This window comes from Lentzea sp. NPDC058450 (genome assembly GCF_042721395.1).
Taxonomy (GTDB): domain Bacteria; phylum Actinomycetota; class Actinomycetes; order Mycobacteriales; family Pseudonocardiaceae; genus Lentzea.
In genome coordinates this window covers 82,623-99,182 of sequence record NZ_JBHXLO010000021.1, presented here as the reverse complement: position 1 = coordinate 99,182, position 16,560 = coordinate 82,623, and the positions used below count along the sequence as shown (strand labels likewise).

Here is a 16,560-nt window from a genome sequence, read left to right as displayed (position 1 = left end):
GGCCAGCATCGGGTCCATCAACGGCGAGTGGAACGCGTGCGAGACGCGCAACCTCTTGGTCTGGCAACCCTGCTCGGCCAGCTGACCCGCCACCGCGAGGACCGCGTCCTCGTCGCCGGCGACCACGACGGACTTCGGCCCGTTGACCGCGGCGATGGAGACGCCGTCGGTCAGCAGCGGCAGCACGTCGGACTCGGCCGCACGAACGGAGATCATCAGGCCACCGGGCGGCAGCGCCTGCATGAGCCGGGCGCGGGCACCGACGAGCGTCGTCGCGTCGTCCAGCGAGAGCACCCCGGCCACGTGGGCCGCGGCGAGCTCGCCGATCGAGTGACCCGCCAGGAAGTCGGCGCGGACGCCCCAGCTCTCCAGCAGGCGGTAGAGCGCGACCTCGACGGCGAACAGCGCGGGCTGCGTCATCTCGGTGCGGTCCAGCGCTTCCGCGTCGATGCCGAACACGACGTCCCGCACCGGCACGGAGAACCGGTCGCACACCGAGTCGAACGCCTCGGCGAACACGGGGAACGCGTCGTAGAGCTCGCGGCCCATGCCGAGGCGCTGGCTGCCCTGACCGGTGAACAGGAACGCGACCTTGCCCGCGTCCCCGTCGATGCCGGTCGTGGCGTCGAACGCGCTGAGCTTGTCCAGCAGCTCGATCCGGGACCCGGCGACGACGACCGCGCGGTGCTCCAGTGCCGCGCGGTGCGTCGCGAGGGTGCCAGCGGCGGCGACCAGGTCGAGGTCCGGGTTCGCCAGCACGTGGTCGTGCAGCTGGACCGCCTGTGCCTTCAGGGCTTCCTCGCCGCGCGCCGACAGCAGCACCGGGACCACCTGCTCGGTGATCGCCGGAGCGGCCGGAGCGGGCTCGGCGGGAGCCTGCTCGATGATCGCGTGGGCGTTGGTGCCGCTGATGCCGAACGACGAGACGGCGGCCCGGCGCGGGCGCCCGGTCTCCGGCCAGTCGCGCGGCTCGGTCAGCAGCTCGACGTCGCCCTCGGTCCAGTCGATGTGCGGGGACGGCGCGTCGACGTTGAGGGTCTTCGGCAGCACGCCGTGGCGCATCGCCTCGACCATCTTGATCACGCCCGCGACACCCGCGGCGGCCTGGGTGTGGCCGATGTTGGACTTGATCGAGCCGAGCCACAGCGGCTCGTCGCCGGCGCGCTCCTGGCCGTAGGTGGCCAGCAGGGCCTGTGCCTCGATCGGGTCGCCCAGCGTGGTGCCGGTGCCGTGCGCCTCGACGGCGTCCACTTCGGACGCCCCGAGCCGCGCGTTCGCCAGCGCCTGGCGGATGACCCGCTGCTGCGAGGGACCGTTGGGGGCGGTGAGGCCGTTGGACGCGCCGTCCTGGTTCACGGCGGTGCCGCGCACGATGGCGAGCACCGGGTGGCCGTTGCGGCGGGCGTCGGACAGGCGCTCGACGAGCAGCAGACCGGCGCCCTCGCCCCAGGCCGTGCCGTCGGCGCCGGCGGCGAACGACTTGACCCTGCCGTCGGCGGCCAGGCCGCGCTGACGGGCGAACGAGGTGAACGTGCCGGGCGACGGCATCACCGTGACGCCACCGGCCAGCGCGAGGTCGCACTCTCCGCTGCGCAGCGCCTGCACCGCGAGGTGCAGTGCCACCAACGAAGAAGAGCACGCGGTGTCGACCGTGACGGCCGGGCCTTCCAGCCCGAACGTGTAGGCGACGCGGCCGGAGACGACGCTGGCGGAGTTGCCGGTACCGACGAAGCCCTCCACCTCCGCCGGGATCATCGCGAGCCGCGAGGCGTAGTCGTAGTACATGACGCCGGCGAAGACACCGGTCTTGCTGCCGCGCACGGCCGTCGGGTCGATGCCCGCCCGCTCGAAGGTCTCCCACGCGGTCTCCAGCAGCAGGCGCTGCTGGGGGTCGGTGGCGATCGCCTCACGCGGGCCCATCCCGAAGAACGCCGGGTCGAACTGCGCGGCGTCGTGCAGGAAGCCGCCTTCGCGGGCGTAGGTCGTGCCGGGGACGTCGGCGTCGTCGTCGAACAGGTTCTCCAGGTCCCAACCGCGGTCGGCCGGGAACGGCGAGATGCCGTCGCGGCCGTCCATCACCAGGTCCCACAGCTGTTCCGGGGTGCGCACGCCGCCGGGGTAGCGGCAGCTCATCGCGACGATCGCGATGGGCTCGTCGTCGACGACCTTGGCCGCGCGGACCTCGACGGCCGGGGTGTCGTCGGCGCCGAACATCTCGGCGACCAGGTGGTCGGCCAGCACAGCGGAGTTCGGGTAGTCGAAGACCAGCGTGGCGGGCAGGCGCATCCCGGTGACGGCGTTGAGGCCGTTGCGGAGCTCGACCGCGGTGAGCGAGTCGAAGCCCAGTTCCTTGAACGCCCTGGCGGCCGGCACGGCGTCCGGCGAGTCGTAGCCGAGCACGGCCGCGACCTGCGTGCGGACCAGGTCGAGCACGGCCTCGGCGCGCTGCGGTCCGGCCAGTTCGGCCAGGCCGAGGCGGGCGGCGGAGTCGGCGGCCCGCGCGGCCCGGCGGGCCGGGCGGACGAGACCCTGCAGGATCGTCGGGACCGTCGGGTAGGTGCGCAGCACCGCGAGGTCCAGGCGCACCGGCACGAGGCAGGCCTCGCCGGTGGCCAGCGCGGCGTCGAACAGCGCCAGGCCGTCCACAGTGGACAGCGTGCCGATGCCGCCTCGCCCGGCGCGGTCGGTGGCCATGCCGGTGTCGGTCTGCCACAGGCCCCACGCGAGCGAGGTGGCGGCGAGGCCTTGGGCCCGGCGGTGCTGGGCGAGGCCGTCGAGGTAGGCGTTGGCGGCGGCGTAGTTCGCCTGGCCCGCCGTGCCGTAGGTGCCGGAGAGCGAGGAGAACAGCACGAACATCGCCAGGTCGTCGCCGGTCAGCTCGTGCAGGTGGCGGGCGGCCACGGCCTTGGGCAGGGCCACCGCGTCCAGCCGCTCGGGGGTGAGCGCCTCGAACGTGCCGTCGTCCAGGACACCCGCGGTGTGCACGACACCGGTCAGCGGGTGCTCGGCGGGCACGGCCGCGAGCAGCCGTTCGACGGCGGCGCGGTCGGCGACGTCGCAGGCCGCGAACGTCGTCGTGGCGCCGAGTTCGAGCAGCTCGGTGGCCAGCTCGGTGGCACCGGGCGCGTCCACGCCGCGCCTGCTGACGAGCAGCAGGTTCGTGACGCCGTACTCGGTCACCAGGTGCTTGGCGACGAGGCCGCCCAGGGCGCCGGTGGCGCCGGTGATCAGGACGGTGCCGGCCGGGTCGAGCTCCGGCTGTGCCTGCGCGGGCTCGGTGACCCGGGCCAGGCGCGGCACGGAGACGGTCCCGGCGCGCAGGGCCAGCTGCGGCGTGCCGTCGGCCAGGGCGGCCGGCAGCGCGGTACGCGACTCGGCCGTGCCGTCGAGGTCGGCGAGCACGAACCGGTCGGGGTTCTCGGTCTGGGCCGAGCGGACCAGGCCCCACACCGAGGACGCGGCCGGGTCGGTGACGTCCTCCCCCGCCGTCGTGGCGACGGCTCCGGTGGTGGCGAACACGAGCTTGCTCTGCGCGAAGCGGTCGTCCGCGAGCCAGGTCTGGGCCAGCGCGAGCGCCTGCCGTGCGTCGGTGGCCTGCACCACCACGGCTTCCGGCACGTCGGTCAGGGTCTGAAGGTCCTCAACGGACACGATGTCGAGCGTGGAGATCGGCTCGGCGTCGACCGAGACCGTCCGCCACTCGACGCGGAACAGCGAGTCGTTGTGCGACTTGGTGTTCACCGCGTCGGCGGACACCTCGCGCAGGACCAGCGACTCGACGTGCGCGACCGGTGCGCCGGTCTGGTCGGCCACCGCGAGGGTGATGCCCTCACCCTGACCGCGCGACAGCTTGACGCGCAGGGCGGTGGCGCCGACCGCGTGCAGCGAGACGCCGGACCAGGCGAACGGGATGCGCGCCTTGTCGCCGCCGGGCAGCAGCCCGCCGAACCGGGTGGCGTGCAGCGCGGCGTCGAGCAGGGCCGGGTGCAGGTCGAAGCCGGTGCCCTCGGTGGGCAGCGCGACCTCGGCGTACACCTCGTCGCCCGCGACCCAGACGCCGGTCAGGCCCTGGAACGCCGGGCCGTAGCCGTAGCCCGAGTCGGCCATCGACTCGTAGAAGCCGGTCAGGTCAACCGTTTCGCCGGCGGGCGGCCACTCGGTGAGGCTGGTCCGCGCACCGTCGCCGGTGGCGAGCGAGCCGCTCGCGTGCCGGGTCCACGGGCCGTCCGCGACGCTGGAGTGGACCTGCAGCGACCGGCGGCCGTGCTCGTCGGCGGCACCGACGGTGAGCTGGATCGCGACGTCGCCGTCGACGGTCAGCGGGGCTTCGAGGGTGAGCTCCTCGAGCAGGTCGCAGCCGACCTGCTCCCCCGCGTGCAGCGCCAGTTCGACGAACGCGGTGCCGGGCACCAGGACCGAGCCGAGCACGACGTGGTCGGCGAGCCACGGCTGGGAGGTCGTCGACAGACGGCCGGTGAGGACGAGGCCGTCCCCCTCGGCGAGCGACAGGGCCGCGCCGAGCATCGGGTGGCCGACCTCGCGCAGGCCGATGGCCGTGACGTCGGCCCAGCCCTGCGCGGGCTGCGGCCAGAAGCTCTCGTGCTGGAAGGCGTAGGTCGGCAGCTCGACGCGGCGGGCGCCGGTACCGGTGAAGAACGCGGGCCAGTCGATCTGGATGCCCCGCACATGCAGTGAGCCGAGAGCCTTGACCAGGGTCGTCGTCTCGGGACGGTCGGCGCGCAGCGCGGGCACCAGCACGGCGTCGGTGACGCTCTCGGCACCCATCGCGGTGAGCACCGCGTCCGGGCCCAGCTCCAGGAACGTCGACACACCACGGTTTTCGAGGTCCTGCACGGTGGCCGCGAACCGCACGGCCTCCCGGACGTGGCGGACCCAGTGCTCGGGGTTCGTGACGTCGCCGAGCATCCCGATCTTCGGCTCACTGAACGTCAGCTTCGAGACCACAGAACGGAAGTCATCGAGCATCGGGTCCATCAACGGCGAGTGGAACGCGTGCGACACGCTGAGCCGCTTGGACTTCCGGTCGCCGAACTGCGCGACGACCTGCTGCACGGCGTCCTCGTCACCCGCGATGACGACCGAGGTGGGCCCGTTGATCGCGGCGATCGACACCAGCCCACCCAGGTGAGGCGTGACCTCGTCCTCAGTGGCCTGCAGGGCGACCATCGCACCACCGGACGGCAACGCCTGCATGAGCCGGCCGCGGGCCTCGACGAGCTTGGTGGCGTCTTCGAGCGACAGCACCCCGGCGACGTGCGCCGCGGCCAGCTCGCCGATCGAGTGGCCCGCCACGAAGTCCGGGCGGACACCCCACGACTCGGCCAGCCGGAACAACGCGACCTCGATCGCGAACAACGCGGGCTGGGTGAGTCCGGTCTGGTTCAGCGCAGTGCCGTCGATGCCGAACACGGTCTCGGCGACCGGCACCTCGAAATGCGCGCAGACCGCGTCGAACGCGTCGGCGAACGCGGGGTACGCGTCGTAGAGCTCGCGGCCCATGCCGAGCCGCTGGCTGCCCTGGCCGGTGAACAGCACGGCCAGCCTGCCCTCAGAGGCCTCGCCGCGCACCAGGTTCGCGTCCTGGGTGCCGCCGGCCAGCGCGGTCAGGCCGCGCACGAGGTCGTCGCGGTCGGTGCCGACCACGGCCGCGCCGTGCTCCAGCCGAGCGCGGGTGGTGGCCGCGGAGAACGCGAGGTCGGTCAGGTCGGCGACGGTGCCCTCGAGGTGGCCGAGAAGGCGTTCGGCCTGCTCCGCCAACGCCTGCGGGGTCTTCGCCGACAGCACCACCGGCAGCACCGGCGACTCGGTCCGCTCGGTCTGCTCGACCTCGACGGACGGGGCCTGCTCGATGATCGTGTGGGCGTTGGTGCCGCTGATGCCGAACGACGACACGGCGGCGCGGCGCGGACGGCCGGTCTCCGGCCAGTCACGGGCCTCCGTCAGCAGCTCCACCGCGCCGGAGGTCCAGTCGACCTTGGGGGTGGGCGTGTCGACGTGCAGCGTCTTGGGGGCGACGCCGTGCCGGATCGCCATGACCATCTTGATGATGCCGCCGACACCGGCCGCCGACTGGGCGTGGCCGATGTTGGACTTGAGCGAGCCGAGCAGCAGCGGGATCTCGCGGTCCTGGCCGTAGGTGGCGAGCACGGCCTGCGCCTCGATCGGGTCACCGAGAACGGTGCCCGTGCCGTGCGCCTCGACCACGTCGACGTCCGAAGTGGACAGACCGGCGTTCGCGAGCGCCTGGCGGATCACGCGTTGCTGCGCCGGGCCGTTCGGGGCGGTCAGGCCGTTGGACGCGCCGTCCTGGTTGATCGCGCTGCCGCGGACCACGGCGAGGACCTGGTGGCCGTTGCGCTGGGCGTCCGAGAGCCGCTCCACGAGGAGCATGCCGACGCCCTCGCCCCAGCCGGTGCCGTCCGCGGACTCCGCGAACGCCTTGCAGCGGCCGTCGGTCGAGAGGCCGCGCTGGCGGGAGAACTCGATGAACGTGCCGGGCGTGGACATGATCGTCACGCCACCGGCCAGCGCCATCGTGCACTCGCCGCTGCGCAGTGCCTGGGCCGCGAGGTGCAGTGCCACCAACGAAGAGGAGCAAGCGGTGTCGACCGTGACGGCCGGGCCCTCCAGCCCGAACGTGTAGGCGACGCGGCCGGAGTGGACGCTGGTGATGTTGCCGGTGCCGAGGTAGCCCTCGACGTTGTCGCCGCCCGCGACGAGCAGCGCGGAGTAGTCCTGGTGCGCGGTGCCGGCGAAGACGCCGATCTGCTCACCGCGCAACGAGGTGGGGTCGATGCCCGCGCGTTCGAAGGCCTCCCACGAGGTCTCCAGCAGCATGCGCTGCTGGGGGTCCATCGCCAGCGCCTCACGCGGGTTGATGCCGAAGAACGCCGGGTCGAACCGGCTGATGCCGTCCAGGAAGCCGCCTTCGACGACGTAGGACGAACCCTTGCTGTCCGGGTCCTCGTCGAAGAGCGCGCCCGCGTCCCAGCCGCGGTCGGACGGGAACGGCGAGATCGCGTCCCGGCCTTCGGCGACGAGCTGCCAGAGCTGCTCGGGCGTGGCCACCCCACCGGGGAAGCGGCAGGACATCGCGACGATCGCGATCGGCTCGTCGTCCACCGGCGTGTTCGCCGTGACGACCGCGCGGCTCGCGCTCGCGCCGCCCAGTTCGCCGTCGAGGTACTCGGCGAGCGCGGCCGGGCTCGGGTAGTCGAACGCGAGCGTGGCGGGCAGGGCCAGACCGGTCTCGGCGGTGAGCCGGTTGCGCAGCTCCACCGCGGTCAGCGAGTCGAAGCCCAGCTCGCGGAACGAGCGGGTGCTCGACACGTCGTCGGCGGAGGCGTAGCCGCAGACCAGCGCGGCCTGGGTGCGCACGAGCTCCAGCAGGGCGCGCGCCCGGTCCTGGGCGGACAGGCCGGCGAACGCGTTGTTCTGCGCCACCTCGGCCGGTGCGGTCTGCTCCAGCGCCGCCTGGACCTCGGGCAGGTCGCCGATCAGCGGGCTGGGCCGCAGCGTGGTGAAGATCTGGCCGAACTTGGCCCAGTCGATGTCCGCGACGGCCACGACGGTGTCGTCGTGCCGGATCGCCTGACGCAACGCGGTGAGCGCGGAGTCCGGGTTCATCGGCGTGACGCCGCGGCGGCGCAGCTGCTCCCCCGCCTCGCCGTCGGCCATGCCGCCGTCGGCCCAGGCGCCCCAGCCGACCGACAGCGCGGTCAGGCCGCGGGAGCGGCGGGCCGACGCGAGGGCGTCGAGGTAGGCGTTCGCGGCGGCGTAGGCGGACTGGCCGCCACTGCCCCACGTGCCGGCGATCGAGGAGAACAGCACGAACGCGTCGACCTCGCCGACGAGCTCGTCGAGGTGGCGTGCGCCGTCGACCTTCGGGGCCAGCAGCGCGGCGAAGTCCGCGTGGTCGTACTCGGCGATCGGCGTGAAGTGTTCGGCGCCCGCGGCGTGGATCACGGCGTTGGGCGGGTACTGCGCCACGAGGGCGGCCACGGAGTCGCGGTCGGCCACGTCGCACGCGGCCAGCGTGACCCGGACACCTCGCTGTTCGAGCGCGGCGGCCAGCTCGGTCGCGCCGGGCGCGTCCGCGCCGCGGCGGGAGGTGAGCACCAGATGCTCGGCGCCCGCCTCGGCGAGCCAGTGGGCGACCCGTGCGCCGAGCGCGCCGGTGCCGCCGGTGACGAGCACGGTGCCGCGCGGGGCGAAAGCTCCCGCGTCGTCGGCGATCCGGGCGTGGGCGAGACGGCGGGCGAAGACGCCGGTGGCGCGCAGGGCGACCTGGTCCTCGGTGCCCGCGAGCACGGCGGCGAGCCGCTCGTACCCGCGCTGGTCCAGCTCCTCCGGCAGGTCGACCAGACCGCCCCAGCGGTCCGGGTGCTCCAGGCCGGCGACCAGGCCGAGGCCCCAGATGGTGGCCTGGTCCGGTGCGGTGACCACGTCGGTGCGGCCGGTCGCGACGGCGCCGCGGGTCGTGCACCACAGCGGCGCGGTGAGGCCGGCGTCGCTGTGCGCCTGCACCAGTGCGAGCACCTCGGCGACGTCCGTGCTGGTGGAGAGCACGCCGTCGATGGCGCCGACGTTCTCCAGCGTGGTCTTCAGCTCCGCGCGGTCGGCCGAGGCCTCGACGCGGACGATCTCGACGCCGGGCAGGGCGAGTTCCCGCGGCCCGACGACCAGCCAGCGGCCGGTGGCGGTGGCGGTCCCGGCCTGCACGTGCCGCCACTCGACCTGGTAGCGCCAGCCCTCCACAGTGGACTCGGCACGGCGGCTCCTGCGCCACTGCGCCAGGGCCGGGACGATGCCGCCGACCTCGTCGACGTTGAGCGACAACGACTTCGCGAACGACTCCAGGTCCTCGCGGTCGACCGTCTCCCAGAACCGGGCCTCGAGGTCGTCGACCCCGGCGGCCACGACCGGCCGCTCCAGCCAGTACTGCTGGTGCTGGAACGCGTAGGTGGGCAGGTCGACGCGGCGGGCGCCGGTGCCGGCGAAGAACCCGGCCCAGTCGACGCGGACGCCGCGGGCGTGCAGCGCGCCGAGGGCGGTCACGATCGCCTTGGCCTCCGGGCGGTCCCTGCGCAGACCCGCGACCAGCTTCGCGTCCTTGACGCTGTCCGCGGCCATGGCGGTCAGCACGCCGTCGGGGCCGATCTCCAGGAAGGTCTTCACGCCCTGGGCTTCCAGGGCGGTCACGGCGTCGGCGAACCGGACGGTGCCCCGGACATGGCGCACCCAGTACTCCGCGTCCGTCACGTCACCGCGCATCGAGATCTTGGGCTCGTTGAACGTCAGCTTCGAGACCACCGCGCGGAAGTCGTCGAGCATCGGGTCCATCAACGGCGAGTGGAACGCGTGCGAGACGTTGAGCTGCTTGGACTTGCGGTCCGGGAAGCGCGCGACGATCTGCCGCACGGCCTCTTCGTCACCCGCGACGACCACGGACGACGGCCCGTTGATCGCCGCCAGCGACACCAGGTCACCCAAGTGAGGCGTGACCTCGTCCTCGGTGGCCTGCAGGGCGATCATCACGCCACCCTCGGGCAGCGCCTGCATGAGCCGGGCGCGGGCGTTGATCAACGTGGCCGCGTCTTCCAGCGACAGCACTCCGGCCACGTGCGCGGCCGCGATCTCGCCGATGGAGTGCCCCGCCAGGAAGTCCGGCTTGACGCCCCACGACTCGACGAGCCGGTACAAAGCCACTTCCAGCGCGAAGATCGCCGGCTGCGCGAACTCCGTGCGGTCCAACTGGTCGTCCTGGATGTCAACCAGAGCGGCGACCTCGTCGAACGCCTTGGCGAACACCGGGTACGCGGCGTGCAGCTCACGACCCATCCCGGAACGCTGGCTGCCCTGCCCCGTGAAGAGGAACGCGAGCCTGCCGGGCACGACCGCGTCCTGAATCTCCAGGGTGTGCAGGTCGGCGTGGTCGGTGGCGAGGACGACCGCGCGGTGCTCCAGGTGCGCGCGGGTGGTGGCGGCGGAGAACGCGAGGTCGGTCAGGTCGACGTCGGTGCGGGACGCCAGGTTCGCGGCCTGGTCGCGCAGTGCGCCGGGCGTCTTGGCCGACAGCACCACCGGGGTGACCGGCGGCGCGACGCGAGGTGCGGCGACCGTCTTCTCGGCGGGCGCCTGTTCGATGATCGTGTGCGCGTTGGTGCCGCCGATGCCGAACGACGACACACCGGCACGGCGCGGACGTCCGGTCGACGGCCAGTCCTGCTGCTCGGTGATCAGCTCGACGGAGCCGGCGGTCCAGTCGACGTGCGGCGACGGCGCGTCCGTGTGCAGCGTCTTGGGCAGCACGCCGTGCTGCATCGCGAGCACCATCTTGATGACGCCCGCGGCACCCGCGGCGGCCTGCGTGTGGCCGAGGTTCGACTTGAGCGCGCCGAGCAGCAGCGGGGTCTCGCGGTCCTGGCCGTAGGTGGCGAGCAGCGCCTGCGCCTCGATCGGGTCGCCCAGCTTCGTGCCGGTGCCGTGCGCCTCGACCACGTCGACGTCCGAAGTGGACAGACCGGCGTCGGTGAGCGCCTGGCGGATCACGCGTTGCTGCGACGGGCCGTTCGGTGCGGTGAGGCCGTTGGACGCGCCGTCCTGGTTGACCGCGGTGCCGCGGACCACGGCGAGGACCTGGTGGCCGTTGCGGCGGGCGTCGGAGAGGCGCTCGACGAGCAGCAGGCCGACGCCTTCGGACCAGGTCGTGCCGTCGGCCGCGGCGGCGAACGGCTTGCACCGGCCGTCGGGGGCCATGCCGCCCTGGCTCGCGAAGTCGACGAACACGCCGGGCGTCGCCATCACCGCGACGCCGCCGACCAGGGCCATGTCGCACTCGCCGGCGCGCAGTGCGCGGACGGCCATGTGCAGTGCCACCAGCGAGGAGGAGCACGCGGTGTCGATGGTGACCGCGGGGCCTTCCAGGCCGAACGTGTAGGAGATGCGGCCGGACGCCACGCTGCCGGAGTTGCCGGTGCTGAGGTAGCCCGACACCTCCTCGGGGATCGTGGTGAGCCCGTTGACGTAGTCGTGGTACATCAGTCCGGTGTAGACACCCGTGCGGCTGCCGCGCAGCGTCGCCGGGTCGATGCCCGCGCGCTCGAACGTCTCGTAGGACACCTCCAGCAGCTGGCGCTGCTGCGGGTCCATCGCGAGGGCCTCGCGCGGCGTGATGCCGAAGAAGGACGAGTCGAACTCGCTGGCGTTGTGCAGGAAGCCGCCCTCGTCGGAGTCCGTGACGAGGCGCAGCAGGTCGATGTCCCAGCCGCGGTCGGTCGGGAACGGCGAGATGGCATCGACGCCGTCGGTCATCACCCGCCACAGGTCCTCCGGCGAGGCGATGCCGCCGGGGAAGCGGCAGGCCATGGACACGATCGCCATCGGCTCGTCGGTGGTGGCGCGGGCGGTCGTGGCGACCACCTCGGGCGCGGTGCCGAGCAGCTCACCGCAGAGGAACTCGGTCAGCACGGCGGCGGTCGGGTAGTCGAACACCAGCGTCGCGGGCAGCTTGAGGCCGGTCGCGGCGCCCAGCTGGTTGCGCAGCTCGACCGCGGTCAGCGAGTCGAAGCCGAGCTCCTTGAACGCCCGGTCCGGGGCCACGTCGGCGGGCGACGAGTAGCCGAGCACGGCGGCGACGTAGGCGCAGACGATCTCCAGCACCTCGGAGACGCGCTCCTCGGCGGGCAGCGCCATGATCCGGCCGACCAGGCCGGCCACGGCCGCCTCGTCGGCGGCGCGGGCGCGACGGCGGGTCGGCGTGCGGACCAGGCCGCGCCACAACCGCGGCACCGTGCCGTCGCCCGCGCGCAACGCGCTGAGCGTGACGCGGACGGGCAGCAGGAGCTCGTGGCCGGTACCGAGGGCCGCGTCGAACAGGGCCAGGCCCTCGTCGTCGGTCAGCGCGTGGAAGCCGCCGCGGGCCAGGCGTTCCTGACCGCCGGTGCCCATCGCGGCGGACAGCCCGCTCGCGCGCTCCCACAGGCCCCAGGCCAGCGAGGTGGCGGGGCGACCGGTCGCGCGGCGGTGCGCGGTCAGGGCGTCGAGGAACGCGTTGGCGGCGGCGTAGTTGCCCTGGCCGGGCGAGCCGAGCACGCCCGCGGCCGAGGAGAAGCTGACGAACAGCGCGAGGTCGTCGCCGGAGGTGAGCTCGTGCAGGTGCCACGCGGCGTCGGCCTTGGGCGCCAGCACGGCGTCGATCCGCTCGGGCGTGAGCGAGGCCAGAATCCCGTCGTCCAGGACACCGGCGGCGTGCACGACACCGGTGAGCGGGCGTTCCTGCCGGATGCCGTCCAGCACGGCGGCCAGTGCGTCGCGGTCGGCCGCGTCGCAGGCCACGACGTACGCGTCGGCACCGAGTTCGGTCAGTTCGGCGACCAGGTCGAGGGCGCCGGCGGCGGCGTTGCCCTGGCGCGAGGTCAGCACCAGGTGGCGCACGCCGTGCTCGGTGACGAGGTGCTTGGCGATCAGGCCGCCCAGCACGCCGGTGCCGCCGGTGACGAGCACCGCGCCCTCGGGGTCGAGCGCCGGACGGTCCACGACGGACGTGGGCTTGGCGAGCCGGGGCGCGGAGACCTCGCCGTCGCGGATCACCAGTTCGGACTCGTCGGCGGCCAGCGCGGTGGTCAGCGCGGCCTCGGAGGTGGCCAGGCCGTCGGTGTCGACCAGCACGAACCGGCCGGGGTTCTCGGACTGCGCCGAGCGCACCAGGCCGCGGGCCGTGGCGGCGGCGAGGTCGGTGACGTCCTCGCCGGGCAGGGCGACCGCGCCGGTCGTGACGAGCACGAGACGCTCGTCGTGGTCACCGGAAAGCCAGTCCTGCAAGGTCTGCAGCACGGAGTGGGTGGTGGCGTGCACGGCTTCCAGGCCGGTGCCGCCCTGGATCGTCTGCAAGACGAACTCACCGGCGTCGTCGCCGCCGGCGGGCACGGGCACCCAGGTGAGCTGGAACAGCGCGTCCGGTGCGGTGACGCGGAGCTGGTCGGCCGAGATCGGCCGCAGCACCAGCGAACCGACGGCCGCGGTCGTCTGCCCGTTGCCGTCGGCCACCAGCAGCGACACCGCGTCGGTGCCCGCCCTGGTCATCCGGACCCGCACCGAGGTGGCGCCGGTGGCGAGCAGCTCCACGTCGTTCCACGAGAACGGCAGGTAGGGGCCTTCGGCGGAACCGAGGAAACCGCTGTGCGCGAGGGAGTGCAGCGCCGCGTCGAGCAGCGCGGGGTGCAGGCCGAAGCCGTCGACGTCGGTGCCCTCGGGCAGCTCGGCCTCGGCGTAGACGGTCTCGCCGTCCCGCCAGACCGCGCGCAGGCCCTGGAACACCGGGCCGTAGTGCAGGCCGGCGGCGGCGAGCGCGTCGTACGAGCCGGTGAGGTCGACCTCTTCGGCGTTCGCGGGCGGCCACTCGGTCAGAGCGTCGACGGCGGAGGAAGAAGCCGGGGCCAGCACACCGGAGGCGTGCCGGGTCCAGGTGCCGTCGTCGGGACGGCTGGAGACGGTGAACGTCCGGCGGCCGGACTGGTCGGCCTCGGCGACGGCGAGCTGCAGCTGGACGCCGCCGTGCGCGGGGAGCACCAGCGGGGCGCGCAGGGTCAGCTCGTCGAGCGACGCGCAGCCGACGTGGTCGCCCGCGCGGATCGCGAGGTCGACGAAAGCCGTGCCGGGCACGAAGATCAGGCCGGACACGACGTGGTCGGCGAGCCACGGGTGGGTGCTCGCCGAGATGCGGCCGGTGAACAGCACACCGCCGTCGTCGGGCAGCTCGACCACCGCGCCGAACAGGGGGTGGTCGGCCTCGCCGAGGCCGGCGGAGGTCACGTCGACGACGGCCACGCCGTCGGCCGTCAGCCAGTAGCGGCGGCGCTGGAAGGCGTAGGTGGGCAACGAGATCCGGCGCGCGCTCGGCAGCAACGAAGCCCAGTCGACCGGAAGGCCGCGGACGTACGCCTGCGCCACCGAGTTCAGCAGCCGGGGCAGGCCGCCCTCGTCCCGGCGCAGCGACCCGGCCACGACGGCCTCGACGCCCGCGTCCTCCACGATGTCCTGCACGGACATGGTGAGCACCGGGTGCGGGCTCATCTCCAGGAAGAACCGGTGGCCACTCGCGACGAGCGTGCGCACGCCCTGCTCGAACTCGACCGTCTCGCGCAGGTTGGTGTACCAGTACTCGGCGCCCAGCTCGGTGCCGTCGACCAGCTGTCCGGTGACCGTGGAGCAGAAGGGGATCTCCCCCGCGACGGGCATGACCGGCGCGAGAGCCGCGGCCATCTCGTCGCGGACGACCTCGACCTGGGCGGAGTGCGAGGGGTAGTCGATCGCGAGCTTGCGGGCGCGGACCTCGTCCGCCTCGCACGCGGCCAGCAGCTCGTCCAGCGCGTCGTTGTCGCCGGACACCACGGTCGCGCGCGGGCCGTTGACCGTCGCGACGGAGATCCTGCCCTCCCAGCGGGTCAGGAGTTCGCGGACCTCGGCGACCGGCAGCAGCACCGACACCATGCCGCCGACACCGGACAGCGAGTTCAACGCCTTGCCGCGCAACGCGACCACGCGGGCCGCGTCGTCCAGCGAGAGCGCTCCCGCGACGCACGCCGCGGCGATCTCACCCTGCGAGCCGCCGATCACGGTGGAGGGCGTGACGCCGAACGAGCGCCACACCTCCGCCAGCGACACCATGACCGCCCACGACGCGGACTGCACGACGTCCGCGCGTTCGAAGCCCGGCGCGCCGTCGGCCTGCCGCAGCACGCCGGTCAGCGACCAGTCCACATAGGACGAAAGCGCTTGCTCGCACTCGGCCATCCGGGTGCGGAAGACCTCGTTGGTGTCCAGCAGTTCCAGGGCCATGCCGGCCCACTGGGCGCCCTGGCCGGGGAACACGAACGCGACCTTGCCGCGCACGTCCGCGACACCCCGGACCACGCCTGCGGCCGGGTCGTCGGAGACGAGGCCGCGCAGCCCGGCGACCGGGTCGCCGCCGACGACCACGGCGCGGTGGTCGAACTGGGTGCGGCCGAGCAGGGAGAACGCGAGATCGGCCGGGTCTGCCTCGGCCGCGGTGGAGAGGAGCTGGGTGGCCTGGCCGCGCAGGGCGTCCTGGGTCTTGCCGGCGAGCACGAGCGGCACGACCGGGAGCGCGGGGCGCTCGACCGGCTCGCTGTCGGCGGGCGCCGGAGCCTGCTCGATGATGGTGTGGGCGTTGGTCCCGCTGATGCCGAACGACGACACGGCGGCACGGCGCGGCCGCCCGGTCTCCGGCCAGTCGCGGTTGCCGGTGACCAGCTCGACCGCGCCGGAGGTCCAGTCGACGTGCGAGGTCGGGTTCTCCGCGTGCAGGGTCTGCGGGACGACGCCGTTGCGGATGGCCATGACCATCTTGATGACGCCCGCGACACCGGCGGCCGCCTGCGCGTGGCCGATGTTGGACTTGAAGGAGCCCAGCAGCAACGGGATCTCGCGCTGGCGGCCGTAGGTGGCGAGCAGGGCCTGCGCCTCGATCGGGTCGCCGAGCTTGGTGCCGGTGCCGTGCGCCTCGACGACGTCCACGTCGGCCGCGGTGAGCCGGCCGCTCGACAGCGCGTCCTTGATGACGCGTTCCTGGGCGAGGCCGTTGGGGGCGCTCAGGCCGTTGGAGGCGCCGTCCTGGTTGACCGCGGAACCCCGCACGACGGCGAGGACCTCGTGGCCGTTGCGGCGCGCGTCCGACAGCTTCTCGACGAGCAGCAGGCCGACGCCCTCCGCCCAGCCGGTGCCGTCCGCGTCCTCGGAGAACGCCTTGCAGCGGCCGTCGGTGGAGAGCCCCTTCTGGCGGGAGAACTCGACGAACATGCCGGGCGTGGCCATCACCGCGACACCGCCGGCGAGCGCGAGCGAGCACTCACCGCTGCGCAGCGCCTGCATCGCGAGGTGCAGTGCGACCAGCGACGAGGAGCACGCGGTGTCGATGGTGAGCGCGGGACCTTCCAGGCCCAGCGAGTAGGAGATGCGGCCGGACGCGACACTGGTCGCGTTGCCGGTCAGCAGGTAGCCCTCGGTGCCCTCTTCTTCCTCGGAGTTCGCGGCGGCGTGGCCGTACTGGTACTGGGCCGCACCGACGAAGACGCCGGTCCTGCTGCCGCGCAACGACTCGGGGTCGATGCCCGCGTGCTCGAGCGTCTCCCACGAGGTCTCCAGCAGGATCCGCTGCTGCGGGTCCATCGCCAGCGCCTCGCGCGGGGAGATGCCGAAGAAGCCCGCGTCGAACTCGCCCGCGTCGTGCAGGAACCCGCCCGTGCCGACGTAGGAGGTGCCCGCGGCCTCCGTGTCGTCGTCCACGGTGAGGTCCCAGCCGCGGTCGGTCGGCATGCCGCCGATCGCGTCCCCGCCGCCCAGGACGAACCGGATCAGGTCGTCCGGAGAGGAGATCCCGCCCGGGAACCGGCAGCCCATGCCGACGATGGCGATGGGCTCCTGGTTGTCCCGGTCGAGCTCCCGCAGCCTGCGCTTGGCGTCGTCGAGCTCACTCGTCACCTTTCGCAGGTAGCCGAGGACCTTGTCTTCGTTGGACAT

General features: G+C 73.4%; 1 protein-coding gene (cut by a window edge). It reads right to left on the bottom strand.

The window, feature by feature from the left end; translation table 11 throughout:
• On the bottom strand, nucleotides 1-16,560 hold the 5' portion of the coding sequence (locus ACFWNN_RS28790; RefSeq protein ID WP_382443059.1) for a type I polyketide synthase. It extends 3,087 nt beyond the left edge of the window; 16,560 of the gene's 19,647 nt are visible here — the first part of the coding sequence; its start codon is at nucleotides 16,558-16,560; the stop codon falls past the left edge of the window.